We start from the raw sequence: 24,042 nt of genomic DNA, 5'->3' as shown, positions 1-24,042 counted from the left end.
GAGAATTTGCTGGAAAATATCTGGATATCTCCCGCGAGCAGACATTGAGGTCCGGCAAACGCGGCGTGTCGGGGGACCTCAGTGTCTGCTCGCGGAGAAAATCAGCGGCCCGGCAGCTTCTGCACGGCCTGGATCATGGGTGTCAGCGCCTTCTGCCAGAGGGTTTGTGAAATGCCGAGCGGTGGGTCGAGGTTGAGCACGCGTGCGGTGGAAACCGTTTGGGACTCGGTGTATTTGAGGATGCCGTCGGCGCCGTGGCGGCGACCGATACCGGACGCCTTCATGCCGCCCATCGGTGCCGCGGTGCTGCCGAACGCCAGTGCGTAGCCCTCGTCGACGTTGACCGTGCCTGCCTGCAACCGCGCTGCGATGGCCTCGCCCTCGGACTTCGACGCGGCCCAGACACTGGCGTTCAGGCCGTATTCGGTGTCGTTGGCCTTGGCGATGGCCTCCTCGACGGAATCGACCGGGTAGATCGACACGAGCGGCCCGAACGTCTCGTTGCGGCCGCACTCCATCTCATCGGTCACGTCGGTCAGTACGGTCGGTTCGAAGAACAGCGGGCCGATGTCCGGGCGGGCGTTACCGCCCGCGATCACCTTGGCGCCCTTGACTTTCGCGTCGTCCACGTGGCCGGAGACGGTTTTGACCTGGTCCTCGGAGATCAGGCTGCCCATGTCGGCGGTGAAGTCGTACGCGGCCGACAGCTTCATGTTCCGCACCCGGTCGCCGAACTTGGCGGTGAACTCCTCGGCGACGTCCCGTTCGACGTAGATGCGTTCGATGGAGATGCACAGCTGCCCGGCGTTCGAGAAGCACGCGCGGGTGGCCGCTTTGGCGACCACGTCCAGGTCTGCGCCCTTGGTGACGATCATCGGGTTCTTGCCACCGAGTTCCGCGGAGAAGCCGATCAACCGGCGGCCGCACTGTTCGGCCAGTGAGCGTCCGGTGGCCGTGGATCCGGTGAACATCAGGTAGTCGCAGTTCTCCACGATCGCGGTGCCCACCACCGAACCGGGCCCGGGCACCACCGCGAACAGGTCCCGCGGCAGCCCGGCTTGGTACAGCAGTTCGGCGTTGGCCAGGGTGCAGTAGGGGGTTTGGCTGTCGGGCTTGACGACGACGGCGTTGCCGGCGAGCAGCGCCGGGATGGAATCCGAAATCGACAGTGCCATCGGGTAGTTCCACGGGGAGATCACGCCGATGACGCCCTTGGGGTGGTGGTTCACCACGGTCTTGACGAAGCCGGGCAGTAGGCCCTGGACGCGCTTGGGGGAGAGCAGTTTGTCGGCCTCGCGTGCGTAGTAGCGCGAGTTGAGGATCATGTCGACGATCTCTTCCTGCGCGGCCGACCGGGCTTTACCGGTCTCTGCTTGAGCCACGTCCATCAGGAAGTCCCGGTTCTGTGCCACCAATTCGCCGAATCGCTCGATGATCGCGCACCGTTCCTTGACCGGACGCTTCGCCCAGTTCACCTGTGCTGCACGGGCTTTGGCAAAGGCGGCGGTGACATCCTCGGCGGTGCCGACCGGAATGGTGGTCAACTCCCGGCCGGTGAAGACCTCCTCGATCGACTTCGACTGACGTGCGTCGGCATCGGCGATCGCGACGAGCTTGCGGAGCCGGGCGAAGTCGGCGGCGGATGGAGCGGGCATGGAGGACCCTCCCTACTGGCGAGTAACTAACGTCTTAGGCCCAACCTACCCGGTACCCGAGGTCCGACCAACCCTCCCGGGAGCCGAGAAATCCGGAAAACTTCGTCCCCGGCCGACAAGACGTGCCGGGACCGGGCCGGCTCGACGCTGTCCGATCTGTTCACGACACCAGTGGCGGAGCCAGCCTAACCTGCGCATATGCCTGTTCAACTCACCTCGACCGTCGTCGAAATCGTCGCCAAAGACCTGCGTCGCTCGCTGGAGTTCTATCGGCTGCTCGGCCTGGACGTCCCGGAACCCGACGGACCGCACGTCGAGGTGGCCTTGCCCGGCGGCAACAAGCTGGCGTTCGACACCGAGGAGGTGATGGCCGGTATGCATGCCGGTTGGACGCCGCCCGCCTCGGCCGGCCGGGTCGCGATCGCGTTCGGTCTGGCAAAGCCTGCGGAGGTCGACGACCTCTATGAGCGACTCACCGCCGCCGGGCACCCGGGAACGCTCAAGCCGTTCGATGCGCCGTGGGGTCAGCGGTACGCGACCGTCGAAGATCCCGACGGCACGTCGGTCGACCTGTTCGCGGCGCTGCCGAGCTGACGAAGGGGCACCCCGGCCAGCGACCGCACCTCGCGGTGCAGGTGAGGTTGGTCGGCATAGCCGGCCTGGGCCGCGACGACAGCGGGCGCGAGCCCTGACTGCAGGAGTCGCACGGCCCGCCGGAAACGCAGGATGCGCCGCAGCTGCGCCGGGCCGTAGCCGTACACCGCCGAGCAGTGCCGCTGCAGGCTGCGGTTGGACCAGCCTGTGGCACGGGCGGTTTCGGCGACGGTGGCGCCGTCGGCCAGCCGTCGGGTGATCCAGTGCAGGACCGGCAGCGACCACGGTGCGGTCTCGGCGTGTGAGGAGGCTGCGACGAGCGTGTGGGCCAGACCGTCGAGCGTGGCGTCATGGCGAACGCTGCGCAGCTCACGCAAAGCGGTTCGGGTGTCACGAAGCTCGACCGCCGGGACGCCAAGTAGTCGCGGCAGGACGCCTGGTCGAAACCGCAAGCCCTGCACCGATTCTTGGCTGCCGCGAGCCGTGAACGCCGTGGTGTCGGGACCGGCCACCACGATGTCGTCATCGAGACGGATCAGGTCCATGCAACCGTCGGGCAGCACGCGGCTGGGGGCTGCCGGACCGGTGCGCACCCACCGGCACTCGATCAGGTCACCCAGCCCGCGTGGTGGTGGCAGTTCGCGGTATCCCACGAGCCTGACGTTACCGGGTGACACCCACAGTTGACTCTGCGCTGAGGGAGCGCGCTACTCGTACTTTTGGGCCCTGCACGCAGAGTCAATGCGGAACACCGGATCGGCGCAGTCGGTGCCCTGCGCAGACAGCTGCCGCTTGATCACCTTGAACGTCTCCGTACGCGGCAGGTCGGTCGCGACGCGAACGTGGGCCGGCCACTGCTTGGGCCCGAGATCGGCCTGATCGGCCAGGAACGACCGGAATGCAGCGGGATCGAAAACCGCGCCCGGCCGCAGCACCAGTGCGGCCATCACCTGATCGCCGACCGCGGGATCCGGGATCGGGTACACCGCTGCCTCGACGATGTCAGGGTGGCGCAACAGGATTCGCTCGATCGGCGCGGTGCCGAGATTCTCACCGTCGACACGCATCCAGTCGCCGAGCCGCCCGGCGAAATACACGTAGCCGTTCTCGTCGCGGTAGGCCAGGTCGCCGGTGTGGTAGACGCCGCCGGCCATTCGCTGCGCCTCGGCGTCGGGATCGTTGTAGTAGCCGCGGAACCAGCCGCGCCCCGTCGGGTTGACCAACTCGCCGACGACGCCCGGCGGGCAGGGCTCGCCGGTATCGACGTCGAGGATCGTCACCTCATCGGTGAGCGGGCCAAGCGATCCCTCAGGGGTGTCGGGGGTGCGGGCGATCGCCACACCGCCCTCGGTGGAGCCGAACCCGTCGACCACGATCACGCCGAACCTCTTGGCGAACCGGTCGAGATCCCGCGGTGCGCCCTCGTTGCCGTACATGATCTTCAGGGGATTGTCGGCATCGTCGGGCCGGGACTCGGTGGCCAGGATGTAGGACAGCGGCTTACCGACATAGTTGGCGTAGGTCGCGCCGTAGCGTCGCACGTCAGACAGGAAACTCGATGCGGAGAACTTGCGCCGCAACGCGATCGACGCGCCGGCCACAGCCGCGACCGCCCAACCGGCCATGATCGCGTTCGAGTGGAACAGCGGCATCGACAGGTACGCGGTATCGGCCGGTCCCAGCCCGAAGCGGTCGGCGAGCATCCTCCCGGGAAACGCGACCTTGTCGTGGGTGATCCGGACGGCTTTGGGATCGCCGCTGGTGCCCGAGGTGAAGATCAGCATGAACAGGTCATCGGCGGACACGTCCCCGAACGTCACGGGAGCGCCCGCATAGGAGCCGAGTTCGGCTGCCCAGGAGGGTGATTCGACGTCGATGTGGTCGACGCCGGGCGGGACCATGTCGGGGTTGTCGGTCACCACCAGTTGGCAGTCGGCCCGCGCGATGTCGCGAGCCAGTGCCTCGCCGCGCCGGGTCGGGTTGAGCCCCACCGGAACCAGCCCCGTCAGACCGGCGGCCACCAGCAGACTGGAGAAAAACGGCGTGTTGCCCAGCAGCACGCCGACGTGCGGTGGCTTGGCCCGGCCGGGTCCGATTGCTCCTCGCGTGCGCAGCCGGGCCCACAGCGCCGCCGCGAGCTGCGCTCCGGCTGCGATGTGATCGGCCCAGCTGACGAATGTGTCGTCCGCATAGATGCCGCGGTCGGTCACATTCGCCAGCGGGGCCAACAGTTGTGTGACGGTGGGGCTGGTCAAGCCGGCCTGCGGACTCGGCACAATCAGACCGGCGTGTCTGCCAATTCGCGCCCGATCCGCAGCAGCTGCCCGGTCGCCCCGCCGAGACCGAACTCGGTCTGCTTGGCGGCCAGGAAGTAGCGGTGCACCGGATGGTCCATGTCGATGCCGACACCGCCGTGCACGTGCACCGTGGTGTGTGCGACCCGGTGCCCGGCCTCGGCGGCCCAGAACGCGGCACTGGCGACATCGATGTCGGCGGGTAGCTCCTCCGACAGCCGCCAGGCTGCCTGGGTCAATGTCAGGCGGAGGCCTTTGATGTCGATGTAGCCGTCGGCCAGCCGTGACGACACAGCCTGGAAACTGCCGATCGGCCGGTCGAACTGTTCACGCTCGCGGGCGTATTCGGCGGTGAGCTCGAGCGCGCGTTCCAGCACACCGAGCTGATAGGCGGTGCGGCCCAGATGGGCGTGGGTGGTCAGCCAGTCCACGACGTCGGCGCCCCCGACGAGGCGTCCGGCGCCGACCTCGGTGCCCTGCAACTCCAGCAACCCGACGCTGCCGCGGGCAGTGGTGTCCAGCGTCGTCACCGTCACCCCGGGATCGTCGGCGGCAATCAGGACAACCATTGTCCCCGAACCTGTTTCGGCCGGAACCAAAAACGCGTCGGCCACCGGTCCGAAGGAGACGAGGGTGCGGGTGCCGGTCAGCCGGTACCCGTCGCCGGCGGACTGGGCCTGAACCGGGCCCTGGCCCATCTCGCCGTCGAGCGCAACCGTCACGATCTTCTCGCCGGCCACCGCGGGCGCCGCCCACTGGGCGCGCAGCTCGTCGGAGCCGAACGCGGCGAGCGCACCGGAGGCCAGCACCACCGACTCCAGGTACGGCACGGCGGCCAGCTGGCGGCCCAGCGCGGTCAGCACCGCGGTCTGCTCGAGTACGCCGAAGCCGCCGCCGCCGACCGACTCCGGGGCAGCGGCCGAGAGCACATCGGCCTCGATGAGCTTGGCCCACAGGTCACGATCGAAGCGTTGCGGCAGACCGTCGAGTTCACGCTGATGTTCGGGTGTGCACACCGATTCGGTGATGGTGCGGACCAGGCCGCCCAGGTCGTCGGCAGCCTCTGTCGTCTTGAAATCCATGATGTCCCTTACCGATTGACCCTGGGCAGGCCCAAGGCGACCATGCCGATGATGTCACGCTGAATCTCGTTGGTGCCGCCGCCGAAGGTCAGGATCAACGCCGAACGGTGGAACCGTTCGATGCGGCCGCGCAGCAGAGCGCCGTGGCTGTCGGCGCGCAACGTCGCCGACGTGCCGAGCACCTCCATCAGCAGCCGGTAGGCCTCGGTGGCCAGCTCGGTGCCGTACACCTTGGCCGCCGACGCGTCGGCGGGGGACGGCGCGGCGTCCTGCGCGGAGGCCAGCTCCCAGTTGATCAGCTTGAGCACCTCGGCCTTGGCGTGCACGCGGGCCAGGTTGAGCTGCACCCACTCGGAGTCGATCAGCCGCTTGCCGTGCACATCCTTGGTGTTCTGCGCCCACTCTCGGACACCGTTGAGGGCGACATAGATGGGCTGGGCAGAGACCAGCGCGACGCGTTCGTGGTTGAGCTGGTTGGTGACCAACTTCCAACCGGCGTTCTCTTCACCGACCAGGTTGGTCACCGGCACCCGCACGTCCTGGTAGTAGGTGGCGCTGGTGTCGACACCGGACATGGTGTGCACGGGCGTCCACGAAAAGCCCTCGGCTGTGGTGGGCATGATCAACATGGAGATCCCACGATGCTTCTTGGCTTCGGGGTTGGTCCGCACCGCCAGCCACACGTAGTCGGCGTAGGCGATCAGGCTGGTCCACATCTTCTGCCCGTTGACGACATAGTCGTCGCCGTCCCGGACCGCGGTGGTGCGCAGCGCAGCCAGGTCGGTGCCGGCACCGGGCTCCGAGTAGCCGATCGAGAAGTGCAGCTCACCCGCGGCGATCTTGGGCAGGAAGAACTTCTTCTGCTCCTCGGTGCCGAAGTGCATGATCGTCGGCGCGACGCTGTTGATGGTCAGGAACGGGACCGGGGCGCCGGCGATCGCGGCCTCGTCGGTGAAGATCAGCCCGTCCATCGGCGGGCGGGCCTGGCCGCCGAACTCCTTCGGCCAGCTCAGCGTCAGCCAGCCGTCCTTGCCCATCTGAGCCACGGTCTCGCGGTAGACATTGCCGCGTCCCATCTCGCCCTCTGAGGAGTTGAGCGCCTCAAGCCGCTCCGGCGTCATCAGCTGGGAGAAGTACGCGCGCAGTTCGCGGCGCAACTCCTCCTGCTCCGGGGTGTAACCGATCCGCATCCGCTTGCATCCTCACTGCTTGATGGACCTGAGTTCTCACCCGGTTGTAACACGTTCTAGTCTTGGGGTCCAGGCCGGTGCTGGACTGGCGTCGGCCGGGTCGGGTCGTATTCTGTGGCTGCGTGCCTGCAGCCCGGTGCGCACACACGTCTTGAGGAGGTCGTGATGCGAGTTGAAGTTGACCGTGATCGGTGTGAAGGCAATGCGGTGTGCGTGGGAATTGCCCCCGACCTGTTCGATCTCGACGACGAGGACTATGCCGTGGTGAAAGCCGATCCCGTGCCCGCCGACCAGGAGGACCTGGCCGAGCAATCCATCGCGGAATGTCCCCGCGCCGCCCTGCTCCGAAAAGACTAGAGGTATTCATAAATATGAAGCGCACGCGAGGAGCGATATGACCGACGCTGATATCGACCTGTCCGGAAAAGTCGCCGTCGTGACCGGCGCCGCGGCCGGACTGGGCCGGGCCGAGGCCATCGGGCTGGCGCAGGCCGGAGCCACCGTCGTGGTCAACGACATGGCCGCCGCGCTCGACGCCTCGGACGTGTTCGACGAGATCGCCGCAGCGGGCTCCAAGGGCGTGGCCGTCGCCGGTGACATCAGCCAGCGTTCCACGGCCGACGAGCTCGTGCGGACCGCAGATGAACTGGGCGGGCTGGGCATCGTCGTCAACAACGCGGGCATCACCCGCGACCGGATCCTCTTCAACATGACCGACGAGGAATGGGACGCGGTCATCGCGGTCCACCTGCGCGGCCACTTCCTGCTGACCCGCAACGCGGCCACGTACTGGCGCGCGAAGGCGAAAGAGGGCGACGGCACGGTTTACGGCCGCATCGTCAACACGTCGTCGGAGGCCGGCCTTTCCGGACCCGTCGGTCAACCCAATTACGGTGCCGCAAAAGCCGGCATCACAGCCTTGACCCTCTCAGCGGCGAGGGCCCTGGAGCGCTTCGGGGTGCGGGCCAACGCCATCGCGCCGCGCGCCCGCACGGCGATGACCGCAGGGGTGTTCGGTGACGCGCCCGAGCTTGCTGACGGGGCGGTGGACCCGCTGTCGACCGATCACGTGGTCACCTTGGTGCGGTTTCTCAGCTCACCGGCAGCCGAAGCCGTCAACGGCCAGCTCTTCATCGTTTATGGTCCAACTGTCACCTTGGTCGCGGCTCCGACGGCGGAACAGCGGTTCACTGCGAATGCCGACGCGTGGGCGCCGGAAGACCTCAGCGTGACACTTCGCGATTACTTTGCTGATCGTGACCCTGAGCGTGGATTTTCGGCCACCGCGCTGATGACGGAACGAGACTGACCGTCTCGGTTGCCGGCTTTCAGCGCCAGGTAGAACACGTTCTAGAACGGCGCCGCCGTTACCTGCTGTGATCAGCAAAAACACGTGAATACTGACTGTTTTTGCCGTTCTTTGACACTGCGAACGTGTTCTAGTTAATATGAGCCGGCTCACTAAGAGCGACGTAAGAACATGGGGTGGGAGCGCCGCAGGCAGCGACGGCCTAGGGTCTTTCGCCATGAAGCCGAACACCCACCCCGACCGCCGAGAATGGAGCCGAGGTTGATCGAACAGCTTGCGGTTCCGGCCCGGGCCGTGGGCGGGTTCGTCGAAATGTCGTTGGACACTTTCGCCAAGATCTTCCGCCGCCCGTTCCAGCTCAAGGAATTCCTCGACCAGACCTGGATGATCGCGCGCGTCTCGCTGGTGCCGACGCTGCTGGTCGCCATCCCGTTCACCGTGCTGGTGGCGTTCACCCTCAACATCCTGCTGCGGGAGATCGGCGCCGCCGACCTGTCCGGGGCAGGCACGGCGTTCGGCACCATCACCCAGTTGGGCCCGGTCGTGACCGTGCTCGTCGTCGCGGGCGCCGGCGCCACGGCCATCTGCGCCGACCTGGGTGCGCGGACCATCCGCGAGGAGATCGACGCGATGCGGGTGCTGGGCATCGACCCGATCCAGCGCCTGGTGGTGCCCCGCGTGCTGGCGTCGACGTTCGTGGCCCTGCTGCTCAACGGCCTGGTGTGCGCCATCGGCCTGGCCGGCGGTTACGTCTTTTCCGTCTTCCTGCAGGGCGTGAACCCAGGAGCCTTCATCAACGGCCTGACAGTGCTGACCGGCCTGGGCGAGCTGGTGCTCGCCGAGATCAAGGCCCTGTTGTTCGGTGTGGTCGCGGGCCTGGTCGGCTGCTACCGCGGCTTGACGGTCAAGGGCGGGCCCAAGGGTGTCGGCAACGCCGTCAACGAGACCGTGGTCTACGCGTTCATCTGCTTGTTCGTCATCAACGTGATCATGACCGCCATCGGCGTCCGGGTGCTCGTCCGGTGACCGGCATGATTGTTGCGTGCGAAAAGACCACGGGATCGGAGAAGGCGACGGTATGAGCTACGACGCCACACTCCGTTTCCGCAGACTGTTCCGTGGTGTGCCGCGGGTCGTCGACAACGTCGGTGAACAAGCGCTGTTCTACGGCGAGACCATGCGCTACATCCCCAACGCCATCACCCGGTACCGCAAGGAGACCATCCGCCTGGTCGCCGAGATGACGATGGGCGCGGGCGCGCTCGTCATGATCGGCGGCACGGTCGGTGTCGCGGCCTTCCTGACCCTGGCCTCCGGTGGCGTCATCGCCGTCCAGGGCTACTCGTCGTTGGGCAACATCGGTATCGAGGCGCTGACGGGCTTCCTGTCGGCCTTCCTCAACGTGCGCATCGTCGCACCCGTGATCGCGGGGATCGCGCTGGCCGCAACCATCGGGGCAGGTGCCACCGCACAGCTGGGCGCCATGCGGGTGGCCGAGGAGATCGACGCGGTCGAGTCGATGGCCGTGCACGCCGTGTCCTACCTGGTGTCGACGCGGCTGATGGCCGGGCTGATCGCGATCGTGCCGCTGTACTCGTTGTCGGTGCTCGCCGCCTTCTTCGCAGCGAGGTTCACCACGGTGTTCATCAACGGGCAGTCCGCGGGCCTGTATGACCACTACTTCAACACGTTCCTGATCCCAAGCGACCTGTTGTGGTCGTTCCTGCAGGCCATCGTGATGGCCATCGCCGTCATGCTCGTGCACACCTACTACGGCTTCAACGCCTCCGGCGGTCCGGTCGGCGTGGGTATCGCGGTCGGTCAGGCCGTGCGTACCTCGCTGATCGTCGTCGTCACCATCACCCTGTTCATCTCCCTGGCCGTCTACGGCGCGTCCGGCAACTTCAACCTCTCCGGGTAGGCCCGATGTCCGACGGAAACGCGAAGAAGAGCCATGTCAGGATCGCCGCGGCGATCCTGGCCGCCATCGTGGCCGTGGCCGTGGTCTTCACCTACCTGTCCTACACGGCGGCGTTCACCAGCACCGATACCGTGACCGTCACTGCGCCGCGGGCCGGCCTGGTGATGGAGCAGGACGCCAAGGTCAAGTACCGCGGCATCCAGATCGGCCAGGTCAAGAAGATCGAATACGCCGGCCACGAGGCCAAGCTGACGTTGTCGATCAAGAGCGACGAGATGCGCTACATCCCGTCGAACGCCGGGGTGCGGATCGCGGGCAACACCATCTTCGGCGCCAAGTCGGTCGAGTTCCTGACGCCGGACAATCCGGAAAAGAAATCGCTGCGGCCGGGCACCAACGTGGCCGCCAAGGACGTGCAGCTGGAAGTCAACACGCTCTTCCAGACCCTGTCGGACGTGCTGAACAAGATCGACCCGGTCAACCTGAACGCCACCATCAGTGCGCTGGGGGAGGGTCTGCGCGGCCACGGTGACGATCTGGGCGCCGCGATGACGGGGCTGAACCAATACCTGCAGCAACTCAACCCGAAGTTGCCGACGCTGCAGGACGACTTCGCCAAGGCCGCTGTCGTGGCCAACATCTACGGCGATGCCGGCCCCGACCTCGCCAAGGTCATCGACAACGTGCCCGCGCTCAACAAGACCATCATCGACGAGAAGGACGATCTGAACGCGACGCTGCTCGCCGCGATCGGGCTGGCCAACAACGGCACCGCGACCCTGGCTCCGGCCGCCGACAACTACATCGCCGCCATCCAGCGGCTGCGGGCGCCGCTGAAGGTGGCCAGCGACTACTCGCCAGAATTCGGCTGCATCCTCAAGGGGACCAGGGTCGCGACCGAACGCTTCGCCCCGATCATCGGCGGTATCCGGCCCGGCCTGTTCGTGTCGTCGAACTTCCTGCCCGGGTCGCCGGCCTACACCTACCCCGAAAGCCTGCCCATCGTGAACGCGTCCGGCGGTCCGAACTGCCGCGGCTTGCCGGATATTCCGAGTAAGCAGTTCGGTGGTAGCTGGTACCACTCGCCGTTCCTTGTCACCGACAACGCCTACGTGCCATTCCAACCGAACACCGAGGTGCAGTTCGACGCCCCGTCGACCCTGCAGTTCCTGTTCAACGGCGCATTCGCGGAAAAGGACAGATTCTGATGGCGTCAAGTACCCATCACGACCGAACCATGCTCAAGGTCGCCATCTTCGCCATCGCCATGCTGCTGGTGGCGGCCATGCTCGTCGTCGTGTTCGGCCAGTTCCGGTTCTCGTCGAACCACAGCTATCACGCCACGTTCGCCGAGGCGTCCCGGCTGAAGGCGGGCCAGGACGTGCGGATCGCGGGCGTGGCGGTCGGCACCGTCAACAAGGTCAAGCTCAACCCGGACAACACCGTCGACGTCGCCTTCGACGTCAACAAGCGCTACCAGCTCTACACCTCAAGCCGCGCGCTGGTTCGGTATCAGAACCTGGTCGGCGACCGGTACATGGAAATCGCTGCAGGCCCGGGGGAGCTGCGCAAACTGCCGCCCGGCGGCACCATCGCCATCCAGAACACCCAGCCCGCGCTTGACCTCGACGCGCTCCTCGGCGGGTTGCGTCCGGTGCTCAAGGGGCTGGACGGTGCCAAGGTCAACGAGATCTCCAACGCGGTGATCGAGCTGCTGCAGGGCCAGGGTGGCGCCATCTCGAACCTGCTGACCAGCACCGGCGCCTTCACTCAAAACCTCGCGGCGCGCGATCAGCTCATCGGTGACGTGATCACCAACCTCAACACCGTGCTGGGCACCGTCGACGAGAAGGGCGCAAAGTTCGATGCCAGCGTCGACGAATTGCAGAAGCTCATCACCGGGCTGGCTCAGGGACGGGATCCGATCGCCGGTGCCATCGGCCCGTTGGCGTCGGCCGAGAACGATCTGACGTCGATGCTGCAGCAGTCCCGCAGGCCTCTGCAGGCGGTCATCGAGAACGCTCGTCCGTTTGCGCAACGTCTCGACGAACGCAAGGCCGACGTGAACAAGGTCATCGAGCCGCTCGCGGAAAACTACTTGAGGCTCAACGCCCTGGGCGCCTACGGCGCGTTCTTCAACATCTACTACTGCTCGATCCGGATGAAGATCAACGGTCCAGCAGGCAGCGACATCCTGATCCCGTTCGGCGGTCCGCCGGACCCGTCCAAGGGGAGGTGCTCGGACAATGGCTAGGCGTGGCACTGACAATGCGCTGCGGACCGGAATCTTCGGCATCGTCCTGGTGACGTGTGTGGTGCTGGTGTCGTTCGGATACAGCAGCCTGCCCTTCATGCCGCAGGGCAAGGTTTACGACGCGTATTTCAGCGACGCCGGCGGTATCAGTCCCGGCAACGACGTGAGCGTGTCCGGCATCAGGGTCGGCAAGGTGACGGGCGTGGCGTTGGCCGGTGACGCCGCCAAGGTCAGCTTCACCGTCAACCGGGACATCAAGGTCGGCGATCAGTCGCTGGTGGCCATCAAGACCGACACCGTGCTCGGCCAGAAGTCGCTTGCGGTCACGCCCAAGGGTTCTGGCACCTCGACGGTGATCCCGTTGGGCCGCACCACGACTCCGTACACCCTCAACACGGCACTGCAGGATCTCGGGCGCAATGTCAGCGAGCTCGACAAGCCCCGCTTCGAAGAGGCTCTGCAGACGTTGACCGACACCCTGCGCGATGCCACGCCGCAGTTGCGTGGCGCGCTGGACGGCGTGGCCAATCTGTCGCGCAGCATCAACAAGCGCGACGAGGCTCTTGAACAGCTGTTGATGCACGCCAAGCGGGTATCGGATCTGCTGGCCCAGCGCGCCGGCCAGGTCAACCAGCTCATCACCGACGGCAATCAGCTGTTCGCCGCCCTCGATGAGCGCCGTCAGGCGCTGAGCAACCTCATCGGCGGCATCCGCGATGTGTCCCAACAGCTTTCGGGCTTCGTGGCAGACAACCGGCGGGAGTTCAAGCCCGCGCTGGAAAAGCTGAACCTGGTGATGGACAACTTGCTGGAGCGCAAGGAGCACATCGGCGAGGCGCTCAAACGGTTGCCCCCGTACGCCACCACGCTCGCCGAAGTCGTCGGCAACGGGCCGGGCTTCAACATCAACCTGTACGGCTTGCCGCCTGCGTCGATGTCCGAGGTGCTGCTCGATGTCTACTTCCAGCCCGGCAAGCTGCCCGACAGCCTTGCCGACATGCTGCGCGGCTACATCTCTGAGCGGACGATCGTGAGGCCGAAGTCGCCATGACGCAAGACAATTCGGTGTCCAACCGCAGCCGCTGGCTGCGGTTGGGGCTGGCTGCGGCGCTGCTGATCATGCTGGCGGTCGGCGTCTATCAGGTGTGGCCATCGCGGGTGGGCAACAAGCTGACCGCATACTTCACCAACGCGGTCGGGCTCTACCCCGGCGACGAAGTACGCGTGGTCGGTGTGCCGGTCGGCCGGATCGACTCGATCGAACCGCGCCCGACCGACGTCAAGGTCAACATGACGCTCGATCGTGGGGTCAAGGTGCCCGCGGATGCCAAGGCTTTGATCATCGCTCCGAACCTGGTGTCCGCCAGGTTCATTCAGCTGACTCCCGCCTACACCAAGGGTGACGAGATGGCGAACGGGGCTTCGATCGGGCTGGACCGCACGGGTGTGCCGGTTGAATGGGACGAGGTAAAGGAACAGCTGACCCAGCTCAGCACGCAACTCGGCCCGCAGCAGGGTTCGATTCAGGGCCCGCTGGCACAGTTCGTCAATCAGGCTGCCGACACCTTCGACGGCAACGGCGATTCGTTCCGCAACGCCCTGCGCGAGTTGTCGCAAACCGCTGGGCGACTGGGCGACTCGCGCACCGACCTGTTCGGCACCATCAGGAACCTGAAGATCCTCATCGATGCGCTGTCCAACAGCAACGAGCAGATCGTGCAGTTCACCAACCATGTGTCGTCGGTATCGCAGGTGCTCGCGCAGAGCTCCAGTGGATTGGACGAGACGCTGGCCACGCTGAACCAGGCGCTGGGCGACGTCCGCGGCCTGCTCCACGACAGCAACGACGCGCTGATCGGGCAGGTCAGCAAGCTCGCCGACTTCACCCAGATCCTTACCGACCACAGTGACGACATCGAGCAGATCCTGCACGTGACGCCCAACGGCCTGGCCAACTTCTACAACATCTACAACCCGGCCCAGGGCACTGTCGGTGGTCTGCTGTCACTGCCGAACTTCGCCAACCCGGTGCAGTTCATCTGCGGTGGCACCTTCGACGTCGGTGCGAACCCGGACAACTACAAGCGTGCGGAGATCTGCAGGCAGCGCATGGGTCCGGTGCTCAAGCGAATCACGATGAACTACCCGCCTGTGCTGTTCCACCCGATCAACAGCATCACCGCCTACAAGGGGCAGATCATCTACGACACTCCGCAGACCGAGGCCAAGTCGGAGACGCCGGTGCCATATCTGCAGTGGCAGAACGCCCCAGGTGTGACGCCGCCGCAGGTGCCCGCGGACGCATCGTTGAGCTCGCTCATGGTGCCCCCGGCGCCGGCTGCGGCCCCCAGCACGTCGCATGCCGGTGGCCCTGAGGCCGTCGCACCACCGGGGCCGGCTCCCGCCGAGCAGGCACCAGCCGAGCAGGCGCCGGCACCCGCGGAGCCGGGAGCCGGCGGATGATGCGGGGTAAAGCTTTGGGACGCAAGGCATCACGCTTGAGCAGCCGGACCGTGGCGATCGGCTGCGGCACGGTCCTGCTGGCGGGTTGCCAGTTCGGCGGGCTCAACTCGCTCAACATGCCGGGCACCGCCGGGCACGGGCCGGGTTCGTTCACCGTCACCGTGGAATTGCCGGACGTGGCCACGCTGCCGCAGAACTCGCCGGTGATGGTCGACGACGTGACCGTCGGCAGCGTGTCCGGGGTGGACGCCATGCAGCGCCCGGACGGCTCGTTCTACGCCGCGGTGCAGTTGTCGTTGGACGGCAACGTCAAGCTGCCGGCCAACGCCACCGCCAAGGTCGCGCAGACCTCGCTGCTGGGATCACAGCATGTCGAGCTGTCGGCGCCGGTCAATGAGCCCGGCGAGGGAGAGCTGCGTCAAGGCGCCAACATCCCGTTGAAGCAGACCGGTCGCTACCCGACCACCGAGGAGGTGCTCTCCTCGCTGGGCATGGTGGTGAACAAGGGCAACCTCGGTGCGCTGCAAGACATCACCGACGAGGCCTACGCGGCGGTGGCCGGCAGGGCGGGCCAGTTCACCGATCTCATCCCGCGACTGGCCGAGCTGACCCAGTCGCTCGACCGGCAGACCGACGACATCATCGCGGCGGCCGACGGTCTGAACCGCTTCGCCTCGATCCTGGCCCGCAGCAAGGACAATCTCGGCCGCACGCTGGACACGCTGCCCGCCGCCCTCAAGGTGCTCAACGACAACCGGTCCAACATCGTCGAGGCGTTCACCGCGCTGCGCAGCTTCGCCGAGGTGGGCGCCCGCATCCTGTCGCAGACCAAGGACGACTTCGCCGCGGACATCAAGGATCTGTATCCGGTGATCAAGTCGTTCAACGACAACGCCGACGACTTCATCAAGGATCTAGAGTTCCTGCCGACCTTCCCGTTCCACTACAAATATCTGCGCAATGCGGTCCGCGGTGACTACCTCAACGTGTTCGTGACGTTCGACCTGACTCTGCGCAGGTTCGGCGAATCGGTATTCACCACAGGCGGTTTCGATCCGAACATGAAGCACCTCGACGAGGTGATCAACCCGCCGGACTGGTTGACGGGCGAGATGGCGAATCTGTCGGGGCAGGCCGCCGATCCGTTCAAGATCCCACCGGGAACCGCGACACAGCATGAAGGGAAGCCGTAGATGATTGACCGGCTCACCCGCATGCAGCTGATGATCTTCGGCGTCGTCACCGTGCTGACCGTCGGGGCGATATCGCTGTTCTACCTGCACCTGCCTGCCGCGGTGGGGATCGGGACGTATCACGTGAACGCCAATTTCGTCACCGGCGGCGGCATCTATCAGAACGCCAACGTCACCTACCGCGGCGTCACGGTCGGTCGAGTCGAGTCGGTCGGGCTGGCTCCCGACGGTGTGGTCGCGAACCTGCGGCTCAACAGCGACACGGCCATCCCGGACAACGTCATCGCGACGGTCAAGAGCGTCTCGGCGGTCGGCGAGCAGTACATCGACCTGGTGCCACCGGCGGACCCGTCGGCCAACAAGCTGCGCAACAACGCGAGCATCGACCAGCAGAACACCCGGGTCGGTCAGGACATCGCAGGCCTGTTGGCGACGGCCGACACCCTGGTCAACAGCGTCAGCAACAGCCGCCTGCAGGATCTGCTGCGGGAGACGTTCAAGGCTTTCAACGGTTCGGGGCCGGAGCTGGCCCGGCTCATCCAGTCCTCGAGGCTGCTCGTCGATGAGGCCAACGCCAACTCTGCCGACACCAACCAGCTCATCGACCAGGCCGGGCCGTTCCTGGAAGCGCAGGTGCGCAGTGGGGACAACATCCGCTCGCTCGCCGACGGCCTGGCCCGGTTCACCGGAGAGGTCAACAACGCCGATCCGCAGCTGCGCTCGGTGCTCAAGACCGTGCCCGGCGCGACGGCCGAAGCCAACACCGCGTTCAGCGGTATCCGTCCGACGTTCCCGGTGCTCGCCGCCAACCTGGCCAACTTCGGCCGCATCGGGGTGATCTACAACAAGTCGATCGAGCAGGCCCTGGTGATCTTCCCGGCCCTGCTGGCCGCACTGAACACCGTGGCCGGCGGCGTCCCGGCCGACGAGGGCGGCAAGCTGGACTTCAAGATCGACCTGGGTGATCCGCCGCCGTGCAACACGGGCTTTCTGCCGCCCACCCAGATCCGGTCTCCTGCCGACCTGACGCTGCGGGATCTGCCGACCGACATGTACTGCAAGACCGCCCAGAACGACCCGGCGGTGGTGCGCGGCGCGCGCAACTACCCGTGCCAGGAGTTCCCCGGCAAGCGGGCTCCCACGGTGCAGCTGTGCCGGGACCCCAAGGGCTACATCCCGCTGGGCAGCAACCCGTGGCGCGGGCCGCCCGTGCCGTACGGCACGCCGATCGAGGACGGCCGGAACATCCTGCCACCCAACAAGTTCCCGAACATCCCACCGCAGGTCGACCCGGATCCGGGCCCGCCCGTGGTGCAGCTGCCACCCGGTGTCCAGCCGGGGCCTGGCCCAGCGCCGCACGCGCCGTTCCCGCTGCCCGTGCCGCCGAACAAGCCGGGCCCGCAGCCGCCGCCATGGCCGTACTTCGCGCCGCCGGACCAGGTGGTGCCGCCGTACGGTCGGACCCCACCGGCACCGGACGCTCCGCCTGCACCCGAGGCCCCGGCGCCTGAGGCTCCGCCTGCTCCGCAGGCACCGCTACCTGCGGAAGCGACACCGCAGGCCAGTGCTGCCAGCTTGGGCACCTACGATCAGCACAGTGGGGTCTTCGCGGACGCCAACGGTGGCACCGGTGTGTATGCGCCCGGCGCCGAGAATCTGAAACCCGCGGAAACCTGGGTAGACCTGATGATGGATCCAAGGCAGGCTTGATGACTGAAGAAACGGCCTTGACGCAGGACACGAGGCCGGTGCGACGCAAGGCGTCGCGGGCAGCCGGCCCGGCGGGCGAGGCGGCCACGACGACCACTGAGGTGCGCGTCGAACCGGCCATCGCCCCTACGCGTGCGAAACCGACGACGAAGATGAAGGCGCCGCCACGGCGGCGCCCCAACAGCAGGGTGGTCCTGAGCGTCGCCGGGGCGGTGCTGGCAATTGCGACCGGCGGGGTGGGCGCGCTGACGTACGCGATGTTCGATGAGCAGCGTGCCGCCGAGGCCGAGCAGGCCCGCGATGAACAGTTCGTCGCCACCGCAACGCAGACCGTGGTGAACATGTTCAGCTACACCCAGGACACCATCGACGAGAGCGTGAACCGCTTCATCGACGGCACCAGCGGGCCCCTGCGCGACATGATGAGCCAGGGCAACAACGCCGACAACCTCAAGGCGCTGTTCCGCGACACCAAGGCCAGTTCCGAGACCGTTGTCAGTGGAGCGGCTCTGGAGAAGGTCGACAACATCGCCAACAACGCGTCGGTGCTGGTGTCGGTCCGCGTGACCGTCACCGATCCGGACGGCGTCAACGCGCCGTCGAAGCCGTATCGCATGCGGGTCGTCGTGCATGAGGACGACAACGGCCACATGACGGGATACGACCTCAAGTACCCCGACGGGGGTAACTGATGAACCGCATCGTCGGCGTCGTCGTGGGTCTGCTGGCGGTGGCCTTTGTGGCGCTGTCCGGGGCGGGCGGCGTGCTGTACTGGAACCGCGTCGAGCAGCACGGCGAGCAGCAGGCCCGGGCAGAGCTACCGGGGTTGGCCGCCAGCCAGGTCCCGTTGATCCTGGGCTTCGACTACCAGACCATCCTGGACAGCCGGATGAAGGCCTACCAGCTGATGACCCCCGCGTTCCGCAGCCAGTACGAGGACGACACCACCAAGAACGTCATCCCGCAGGCCCACGACCGGCAGCTGATCAGCCAGGTCAACGTCGTCGGCGCGGGAATGCTTGACGCGCAACGCAATTCGGGCTCCGTGCTGGTCTTCATGAACCGCGTGCTCACCGACAAGAGCAAGCAGTCGCTGTATGACGGCTCACGGCTGAAGGTCGACTACCGCAGGGTGGACGGCAAGTGGCTGATCGACGGGATGAAGCCGATCTAGCGGACTACTGATCGGCTTGTCCGGCAGCCGAACTGGTGTCCGCCAAGGCGTCGAGGAACGACCGTGCCCAGCGGTCGACATCGTGGGCCAGCACCTGACGGCGCAGTGCCCGCATCCGTCGCCTGCCTTCCTCGGGTGTCTGCTGCAGAGCGGCCTCGACAGCGTCCTTGACGCCCTCGAGGTCGTGCGGGTTGGTCAGGTAGGCCTGGCGCAATTCGGCTGCAGCGCCGGTGAATTCGCTCAGCACCAAGGCGCCGCCCAAGTCGCTGCGGCAGGCCACGTACTCCTTGGCCACCAGGTTCATGCCGTCGCGCAGCGGGGTCACCAGCATGACGTCGGCGGCCACGTAGAACGCGATGAGCTCGTCGCGCGGCACCGGCCGGTGCAGGTAGTGCACGATCGGATGCCCGACTTCGCCGTACTCGCCGTTGATGTGGCCGACCTGCCGCTCGATGTCCTCGCGCATGGCGATATAGCTGTCGACGCGCTCGCGGCTGGGGGTGGCCAGCTGCACCAGCACGGTGTCGTCGTGCTTGACGCGGTGCTCGTCGAGCAGCTCCGAGAACGCCCGCAATCGGACGTCGATGCCCTTGGTGTAGTCGAGCCGGTCCACCCCGAGCAGGATCTTGCGGGGGTTGCCCAGCTCGGCGCGGATCTGCCGGGCCCGCTGCCGGACCGAGCGGTCGCGGGCCTTGGTGTCGAGCTCGGCCGAATCGATGGAGATGGGGAACGCGCCCACCGTGACGGTGCGGAAGCCGTACTGCACCTCACCGAAGCGTGAGCGCACGCCGATCGAGGCGCGTGAGGTGTTCGCGCCGACGAGACGACGGGCCAGCACCAGAAAGTTCTGGGCGCCGCCGGGCAGGTGGAAGCCGACCAGGTCGGCACCCAGCAGCCCTTCGACGATCTCGGTCCGCCACGGCATCTGCATGAACAGCTCGACCGGCGGGAACGGGATGTGCAGGAAGAAGCCGATGGTCAGATCGGGCCGCAGCATGCGCAGCATCTTGGGCACCAGCTGCAGCTGGTAATCCTGGATCCACACTGTGGCGCCGTGCGCGGCGGCCCGGGCGGTGGCCTCGGCGAAGCGCCGGTTCACCTCGACGTAGCTGTCCCACCATTCCCGGTGGTACTCGGGTTTGACGATGAGGTCGTGGTAGAGCGGCCACAGCGTGGCGTTCGAGAACCCCTCGTAGTAGGCCGCCACGTCGGCGGCCGACAGCCGCACCGGGTGTAGCCGCAGATCGTCCTGGACGATCGGCTCTTCGTCGCTGTCCGGTATGCCGGCCCAGCCGATCCACGCGCCACGGCGTTTCCGCAGGAGCGGCTCCAGGGCCGTGACCAGCCCACCTGGGCTGCGCTTCCACCTGGTGGTGCCGTCGGGCAGCCGTTCAAGGTCGATCGGCAGCCGGTTGGCCACCACGACGAAATCGGACTCCCCGGAGGCAGCTGTCAGACCGCCGTCCGGAGCCATTTATGCCTCGATTTTCGACGGCCCAATGCCGAGCATCGAGAGGAACATCCGACATTCGTCGGCATCGGTGGCGTACGTGGCGACAACCCGTCTGGCCTGGCTGGCGGTGCTATCGGCTAACGGTTCCACATCGTCGATATCGGTGGGATCAGTTTTTGCAGACATACGGCAACTCTAGGCGACCGGGCAGGGCCCGGTCGCCACAGCGGCCGTCAGCCGATGGAACCGGTGACGGTCGGGCTGCTCCCGACGGTCGATTCCGGGATGGGCTGCGGGCCCTCGGACTGCTGTTCCTCGGACAGGCCGATGCACTCGCCGGAGTTGGCGCCGGTGCACGGGATGGAGCCGCCGCCACCGGGCACATCGACCGACGGCAGCGTCGGGTTGTCCGGGGTTGCCGCGATCGGCGAACCGGAATTGGGCACGGTGTGCGGGACGCACATGCCGGTGTAGAGGTCTTCTTCTTCACCGGCGACACATGCCACGGCGGGTGCGGACGAAGCGGGGAGGGCGGCAACTGCAATTGCCGGGGCTGCGACCGCTGCGACGGCGAACCCGCCGGCCAGGATCAAACGTCGCATCGAGAACGGGAAGGTCGTCGCCATCGTCACGCTTTCTGTAGTTATTCGACTGCTTGTCGGTGGATTCTATGAAAGCTGAGAGCAATCTGCATTGGTTCTGCCTGTTGTCTGGCAGCGCGCCGAGCTAGGGACTCGCGCTGATGGTCGTGCGCGGCACCACCTCGGGCCCCGCCGCCTCGGCGTCCTCGGCCAGCCCGATGCACTGACCGGAGTCGCGTCCGGTGCACGGCACGCCGTCGATCGCCGGGATGTCCGGATTTCCGGGGATGGCTGTGAACGGTGACGTGGTGTTCGGTGCCATGAACGGCGTGCACACGGTCGTGTAGACGTCCTCTTCCTCGCCCGCTGTGCACGATGCGTGCGCAGCGGGAGCGAGCAGCGTCGAACCGGCGATGGCCACCGCGAAACCTGCGGTCAGAGTCAGGCGTGGGATCACACCTGGCAGCTTATGGCTGCTGGACGATTCCTGGGCGCGGTCTGTGGATCCGCTGTATCAGCCGATGGAACCCGTGACGGTCGGGCTGCTACCCACGGTCGACTGGGGAACGGGCTGCGGCCCCTGCGCTTGCTGCTCCTCGGACAAGCCGATGCACTGACCGGAATTGCCTCCGGTGCAAGGGATTCCGTCGATCTGCGGGAGCTGGTCGGGCGCCGAGTTGATCGACGGGGTGTTCGGCGCGATGTCCGAGGTGCACATCCCGGTGAAGAGGTCCTCGGATTCACCGCTGGGGCAGTCGGCGAGCGCGGTGGCGGGCAGCGTGAATGCGGTCAGCGCGGGCGCGCCGACGATTGCCAGCGCAAGTCCTCCCGCCACGATGAACCGACGTGCCGAAAGCTGGGAAATGGCCATAGTCATGCTTTCTCTCGAGTGCTGACCAGTTTGCTGACTGCACGGTTGCGATGGTTGAGCCATCGCTGGCCACGATGTCGTCTGGTGATGCACAGATTACGCGTAACCCGTGAAATGCGCTGCAGGATCGAGGGTGTCGGCTCGCGCCGGGGTGTTGCCTGTGAGCCCACTGTCAGGTTGCTGTAGGGCTGGTGCCGGAAGCCGCGCGTGATACACGTAGTGTGCAGTTTGTTACGTGCCGGCCCGCTCGACAAGGTGGTTCTCGATGGTCAGTTCCGATGACGGCTCGACGCGCCAGGTCGACTACGAAATTCTGGACGACGGCCGCATCGCGCGGATCTGGCTCAACCGGCCTGCGGCGCAGAACGCCCAGACGCGGACGCTGCTCGTGCAATTGGACGAGGCGTTCGGCCGGGCCGAAGCCGACGACGCGGTCCGGGTGGTTATCCTGGCTGCCCGCGGCAAGAACTTCTCGGCGGGCCACGACCTGGGCTCGGAGGAGGCGCTCGCCGAACGTCAGCCGGGCCCCGGTCAGCATCCGACCTTCAGTTCCCACGGCGCCACAGCTGCCGGTGTCGCCGAGCGGACGTATCTGCAGGAGTGGCACTTCTACTTCGAGAACACCCGGCGCTGGCGCGATCTGCGCAAGATCACCATCGCCCAGGTGCAGGGCAACGCGATATCGGCCGGGCTGATGCTGATCTGGGCGTGCGACCTGATCGTCGCGGCCGACGACGCCAAGTTCAGCGATGTCGTGGGGGTGAGGATGGGCATGCCAGGTGTCGAATACTATGCCCACCCGTGGGAATTCGGCCCCCGCAAGGCCAAAGAGCTTCTGCTGACCGGTGATTCGATCGACGCCGAGGACGCCTACCGACTCGGCATGGTGTCGAAGATCTTTCCGCGCGACGAACTCGAGGACAAGACACTGGAATTCGCGCGCCGCATCGCCGAGCGGCCGACCATGGCGGCACTGCTGATCAAGGATTCGGTCAATGCGGCCAGCGACGCGATGGGATTCACCGAGGCGTTGCGGCACGCTTTCCACATCCATGAACTCGGGCATGCGCACTGGGCCGCGGCCAACGAGAACCGGTTCCCGGTGGGTATGCCGCCCGATGTTCCGGATTGGCGCACATTGGGTGCCCCGAAGCAGGCCCGGCGTGATACACCTTGACGCGATAAGAACGTGTTCCAGTTTTAAGGGGTCGCAGCCGTGCAGCTGTCGTTGGCGGATCGGACATATCTGGTAACTGGCGGCGGTAGTGGCATCGGCAAGGGTGCCGCCGCTGCGATCGTCGCCTCCGGCGGTAACGCCGTGCTCGTGGGCCGCAACGCTGACAAGCTCAGTGCCGCGGCCGACGAGATCGCCGCACAAGGTCCGGGTTCGGTGCGGTACGAACCCGCCGACGTGACCGACGAGGACGAGGTCAGCCGCGCGGTCGACGCCGCGACGGCCTGGCACGGCCGGTTGCACGGCGTCGTGCACAGCGCGGGCGGGTCGGAGACCATCGGACCTATCACCCAGATCGACTCCGAGTTGTGGCGGCGGACCATCGACCTGAACGTCAACGGCACCATGTACCTGCTCAAACATGCCGGACGCGAGCTGGTGCGCGGAGGCGGCGGATCGTTCGTCGGGATCTCGTCGATCGCCTCGAGCAACACCCACCGGTGGTTCGGCGCGTACGGCGTGAGCAAGGCTGCGCTCGATCACCTGCTCAAGCTGGCCGCCGACGAGCTCGGTCCATCGTGGGTGCGCGTCAACAGCATCCGGCCCGGACTGACCCGCACCGACATGGTCGGTCCGGTCTTCGAGCTGCCCGCCGCTCGCGACGACTACCAGGCCTGCACGCCGCTGCCGCGGTTCGGTGAGGTCGAGGACATCGCCAACCTGGCGGTGTTTCTCCTCAGCGATGCCTCCGGCTGGATCACCGGGCAGGCCATCAACGTCGACGGCGGTCACGGGCTGCGCCGCGGTCCCGACATCTCCGCGATGCTGGAGCCACTCTTCGGGGCCGACGGGTTGCGCGGCGTGGTGCAGTCTTAGCCGCCGAGCGGCCAGTTATGTACGCCAACCGGGTTGTTGCGAAATTGAGCGGTTGATCGGGGGCTTCGGTATGTCTTACCGGGGGTCGGGGGTGGTGGCCGCGATGATGTGTTGGTGGCCAAGGGATATCGCCCGGTGGATCGTGATCAACAGTTTTTGATGCCGGAGAGCATGCGGGACTGGTTGCCTGCATCGGATCCGGTGTGGCTGGTGATCAGCGTGGTGGCCGGGCTGGATACCTCGCCGTT

25 protein-coding genes are annotated in these 24,042 nt (G+C 66.4%); 15 read left to right on the top strand and 10 right to left on the bottom strand.

Going from position 1 to position 24,042, the window contains the following annotated elements; genetic code table 11:
* Positions 1-101 precede the first annotated feature (101 nt).
* Positions 102-1,655: a succinic semialdehyde dehydrogenase gene (locus BST13_RS08410; RefSeq protein ID WP_083162572.1), complete on the bottom strand. Its 1,554-nt coding sequence runs from the start codon at positions 1,653-1,655 to the stop codon at positions 102-104.
* 198 nt (positions 1,656-1,853) lie between these two features.
* On the opposite strand from BST13_RS08410, the gene BST13_RS08405 reads away from it, so the two are divergent.
* Complete coding sequence (locus tag BST13_RS08405; RefSeq protein ID WP_083162570.1) at positions 1,854-2,249, top strand: VOC family protein; 396 nt, start codon at positions 1,854-1,856, stop codon at positions 2,247-2,249.
* Here the strand turns inward: BST13_RS08405 and BST13_RS08400 are convergent.
* From BST13_RS08400 to BST13_RS08385, 4 genes are read right to left on the bottom strand one after another with little or no spacing between them, the layout of a single operon-like run.
* The gene (locus BST13_RS08400) at positions 2,180-2,902 is read right to left on the bottom strand and encodes a helix-turn-helix domain-containing protein (RefSeq protein ID WP_083162568.1); all 723 of its coding nucleotides are present in this window, start codon (positions 2,900-2,902) and stop codon (positions 2,180-2,182) included. The genes BST13_RS08405 and BST13_RS08400 overlap by 70 nt on opposite strands.
* Before the next feature lie 54 nt (positions 2,903-2,956).
* Complete coding sequence (fadD17, locus tag BST13_RS08395) at positions 2,957-4,525, bottom strand: long-chain-fatty-acid--CoA ligase FadD17 (protein ID WP_245839442.1); 1,569 nt, start codon at positions 4,523-4,525, stop codon at positions 2,957-2,959.
* Between the two features lie 2 nt (positions 4,526-4,527).
* Positions 4,528-5,625: an acyl-CoA dehydrogenase family protein gene (locus BST13_RS08390; RefSeq protein WP_083162566.1), complete on the bottom strand. Its 1,098-nt coding sequence runs from the start codon at positions 5,623-5,625 to the stop codon at positions 4,528-4,530.
* An 8-nt stretch (positions 5,626-5,633) separates the two neighbouring features.
* Entirely contained in the window at positions 5,634-6,815 is a 1,182-nt protein-coding gene (locus tag BST13_RS08385) for an acyl-CoA dehydrogenase family protein (protein ID WP_083162564.1), read from the bottom strand.
* 165 nt (positions 6,816-6,980) lie between these two features.
* Here BST13_RS08385 and BST13_RS08380 point away from each other — a divergent pair, with 165 nt between their 5' ends.
* The 12 genes from BST13_RS08380 to BST13_RS08325 all read left to right on the top strand — a co-directional run bounded on the left by BST13_RS08380 (position 6,981) and on the right by BST13_RS08325 (position 18,839).
* A complete protein-coding gene (locus tag BST13_RS08380; RefSeq protein WP_064942352.1) occupies positions 6,981-7,172 on the top strand; it encodes a ferredoxin in 192 nt (63 codons plus the stop codon).
* A 37-nt stretch (positions 7,173-7,209) separates the two neighbouring features.
* Positions 7,210-8,124: a 3-oxoacyl-ACP reductase gene (locus BST13_RS08375; RefSeq protein WP_083162562.1), complete on the top strand. Its 915-nt coding sequence runs from the start codon at positions 7,210-7,212 to the stop codon at positions 8,122-8,124.
* A gap of 261 nt (positions 8,125-8,385) precedes the next feature.
* Positions 8,386-9,150, top strand: coding sequence for an MlaE family ABC transporter permease (locus tag BST13_RS08370; RefSeq protein ID WP_029374128.1), 765 nt, complete (start codon positions 8,386-8,388; stop codon positions 9,148-9,150).
* 52 nt (positions 9,151-9,202) lie between these two features.
* Complete coding sequence (locus BST13_RS08365; RefSeq protein ID WP_083162889.1) at positions 9,203-10,045, top strand: MlaE family ABC transporter permease; 843 nt, start codon at positions 9,203-9,205, stop codon at positions 10,043-10,045.
* 5 nt (positions 10,046-10,050) lie between these two features.
* On the top strand, positions 10,051-11,253 hold the full coding sequence (locus BST13_RS08360; RefSeq protein WP_083162560.1) for an MCE family protein: 1,203 nt from the start codon (positions 10,051-10,053) through the stop codon (positions 11,251-11,253).
* Positions 11,253-12,299 carry an MCE family protein gene (locus BST13_RS08355; RefSeq protein ID WP_083162558.1) on the top strand — a complete coding sequence of 349 codons (1,047 nt, stop codon included), beginning with the start codon at positions 11,253-11,255 and terminating at the stop codon, positions 12,297-12,299. The genes BST13_RS08360 and BST13_RS08355 overlap by 1 nt, the downstream gene beginning before the upstream one ends.
* Positions 12,292-13,350 carry a virulence factor Mce family protein gene (locus BST13_RS08350; protein WP_083162556.1) on the top strand — a complete coding sequence of 353 codons (1,059 nt, stop codon included), beginning with the start codon at positions 12,292-12,294 and terminating at the stop codon, positions 13,348-13,350. The genes BST13_RS08355 and BST13_RS08350 overlap by 8 nt, the downstream gene beginning before the upstream one ends.
* Entirely contained in the window at positions 13,347-14,762 is a 1,416-nt protein-coding gene (locus BST13_RS08345; RefSeq protein ID WP_083162554.1) for an MCE family protein, read from the top strand. The genes BST13_RS08350 and BST13_RS08345 overlap by 4 nt, the downstream gene beginning before the upstream one ends.
* Positions 14,762-15,955, top strand: coding sequence for an MCE family protein (locus BST13_RS08340; RefSeq protein WP_083162887.1), 1,194 nt, complete (start codon positions 14,762-14,764; stop codon positions 15,953-15,955). The genes BST13_RS08345 and BST13_RS08340 overlap by 1 nt, the downstream gene beginning before the upstream one ends.
* Entirely contained in the window at positions 15,956-17,665 is a 1,710-nt protein-coding gene (locus BST13_RS08335; RefSeq protein WP_083162553.1) for an MCE family protein, read from the top strand.
* Positions 17,665-18,357: a mammalian cell entry protein gene (locus tag BST13_RS08330; protein ID WP_095533458.1), complete on the top strand. Its 693-nt coding sequence runs from the start codon at positions 17,665-17,667 to the stop codon at positions 18,355-18,357. Before BST13_RS08335 ends, BST13_RS08330 begins: the two co-directional genes overlap by 1 nt.
* Complete coding sequence (locus BST13_RS08325) at positions 18,357-18,839, top strand: mammalian cell entry protein (protein WP_083162552.1); 483 nt, start codon at positions 18,357-18,359, stop codon at positions 18,837-18,839. Before BST13_RS08330 ends, BST13_RS08325 begins: the two co-directional genes overlap by 1 nt.
* Before the next feature lie 4 nt (positions 18,840-18,843).
* On the opposite strand, the gene BST13_RS08320 is transcribed toward BST13_RS08325, so the two are convergent.
* The 5 genes from BST13_RS08320 to BST13_RS08305 form a co-directional block, all read right to left on the bottom strand.
* A complete protein-coding gene (locus BST13_RS08320) occupies positions 18,844-20,313 on the bottom strand; it encodes an alpha,alpha-trehalose-phosphate synthase (UDP-forming) (RefSeq protein ID WP_083162551.1) in 1,470 nt (489 codons plus the stop codon).
* Complete coding sequence (locus BST13_RS38215) at positions 20,314-20,478, bottom strand: hypothetical protein (RefSeq protein WP_087079698.1); 165 nt, start codon at positions 20,476-20,478, stop codon at positions 20,314-20,316.
* Positions 20,479-20,525: 47 nt separating this feature from the next.
* Positions 20,526-20,918 carry an intersectin-EH binding protein Ibp1 gene (locus BST13_RS08315; RefSeq protein ID WP_083162550.1) on the bottom strand — a complete coding sequence of 131 codons (393 nt, stop codon included), beginning with the start codon at positions 20,916-20,918 and terminating at the stop codon, positions 20,526-20,528.
* A gap of 100 nt (positions 20,919-21,018) precedes the next feature.
* Positions 21,019-21,330, bottom strand: coding sequence for a hypothetical protein (locus tag BST13_RS08310; RefSeq protein ID WP_083162549.1), 312 nt, complete (start codon positions 21,328-21,330; stop codon positions 21,019-21,021).
* A gap of 57 nt (positions 21,331-21,387) precedes the next feature.
* Complete coding sequence (locus BST13_RS08305) at positions 21,388-21,744, bottom strand: hypothetical protein (protein ID WP_029374141.1); 357 nt, start codon at positions 21,742-21,744, stop codon at positions 21,388-21,390.
* 265 nt (positions 21,745-22,009) lie between these two features.
* Here BST13_RS08305 and BST13_RS08300 point away from each other — a divergent pair, with 265 nt between their 5' ends.
* On the top strand, positions 22,010-22,921 hold the full coding sequence (locus tag BST13_RS08300) for an enoyl-CoA hydratase (protein WP_083162548.1): 912 nt from the start codon (positions 22,010-22,012) through the stop codon (positions 22,919-22,921).
* Between the two features lie 39 nt (positions 22,922-22,960).
* Positions 22,961-23,794 (top strand): SDR family oxidoreductase, encoded by an 834-nt coding sequence (locus tag BST13_RS08295; RefSeq protein WP_083162546.1) that lies wholly within the window; start codon positions 22,961-22,963, stop codon positions 23,792-23,794.
* The last annotated feature ends 248 nt before the right edge of the window (positions 23,795-24,042 follow it).

This window comes from Mycobacterium aquaticum (genome assembly GCF_002086485.1).
Lineage (GTDB): Bacteria > Actinomycetota > Actinomycetes > Mycobacteriales > Mycobacteriaceae > Mycobacterium > Mycobacterium aquaticum.
Note: the sequence above shows the minus strand (reverse complement) of the source record. Positions and strands in the feature narration are given on the sequence as shown.

Excerpts from the sequence above, each read along its gene's own strand:
- BST13_RS08305 (WP_029374141.1), bottom strand. The coding sequence starts at position 21,744 with ATGGCCATTTCCCAGCTTTCGGCACGTCGGTTCATCGTGGCGGGAGGA.
- BST13_RS08315 (WP_083162550.1), bottom strand. The coding sequence starts at position 20,918 with ATGGCGACGACCTTCCCGTTCTCGATGCGACGTTTGATCCTGGCCGGC.
- BST13_RS08350 (WP_083162556.1), top strand. The coding sequence starts at position 12,292 with ATGGCTAGGCGTGGCACTGACAATGCGCTGCGGACCGGAATCTTCGGC.
- BST13_RS08330 (WP_095533458.1), top strand. The coding sequence starts at position 17,665 with ATGACTGAAGAAACGGCCTTGACGCAGGACACGAGGCCGGTGCGACGC.
- BST13_RS08390 (WP_083162566.1), bottom strand. The coding sequence starts at position 5,625 with ATGGATTTCAAGACGACAGAGGCTGCCGACGACCTGGGCGGCCTGGTC.
- BST13_RS08375 (WP_083162562.1), top strand. The coding sequence starts at position 7,210 with ATGACCGACGCTGATATCGACCTGTCCGGAAAAGTCGCCGTCGTGACC.
- BST13_RS08320 (WP_083162551.1), bottom strand. The coding sequence starts at position 20,313 with ATGGCTCCGGACGGCGGTCTGACAGCTGCCTCCGGGGAGTCCGATTTC.
- BST13_RS08355 (WP_083162558.1), top strand. The coding sequence starts at position 11,253 with ATGGCGTCAAGTACCCATCACGACCGAACCATGCTCAAGGTCGCCATC.
- BST13_RS08365 (WP_083162889.1), top strand. The coding sequence starts at position 9,203 with ATGAGCTACGACGCCACACTCCGTTTCCGCAGACTGTTCCGTGGTGTG.
- BST13_RS08335 (WP_083162553.1), top strand. The coding sequence starts at position 15,956 with ATGATTGACCGGCTCACCCGCATGCAGCTGATGATCTTCGGCGTCGTC.
- BST13_RS08340 (WP_083162887.1), top strand. The coding sequence starts at position 14,762 with ATGCGGGGTAAAGCTTTGGGACGCAAGGCATCACGCTTGAGCAGCCGG.
- BST13_RS08325 (WP_083162552.1), top strand. The coding sequence starts at position 18,357 with ATGAACCGCATCGTCGGCGTCGTCGTGGGTCTGCTGGCGGTGGCCTTT.
- BST13_RS08360 (WP_083162560.1), top strand. The coding sequence starts at position 10,051 with ATGTCCGACGGAAACGCGAAGAAGAGCCATGTCAGGATCGCCGCGGCG.
- BST13_RS08385 (WP_083162564.1), bottom strand. The coding sequence starts at position 6,815 with ATGCGGATCGGTTACACCCCGGAGCAGGAGGAGTTGCGCCGCGAACTG.
- BST13_RS08345 (WP_083162554.1), top strand. The coding sequence starts at position 13,347 with ATGACGCAAGACAATTCGGTGTCCAACCGCAGCCGCTGGCTGCGGTTG.
- BST13_RS08380 (WP_064942352.1), top strand. The coding sequence starts at position 6,981 with ATGCGAGTTGAAGTTGACCGTGATCGGTGTGAAGGCAATGCGGTGTGC.
- BST13_RS08300 (WP_083162548.1), top strand. The coding sequence starts at position 22,010 with ATGGTCAGTTCCGATGACGGCTCGACGCGCCAGGTCGACTACGAAATT.
- BST13_RS08405 (WP_083162570.1), top strand. The coding sequence starts at position 1,854 with ATGCCTGTTCAACTCACCTCGACCGTCGTCGAAATCGTCGCCAAAGAC.
- BST13_RS08410 (WP_083162572.1), bottom strand. The coding sequence starts at position 1,655 with ATGCCCGCTCCATCCGCCGCCGACTTCGCCCGGCTCCGCAAGCTCGTC.
- BST13_RS38215 (WP_087079698.1), bottom strand. The coding sequence starts at position 20,478 with ATGTCTGCAAAAACTGATCCCACCGATATCGACGATGTGGAACCGTTA.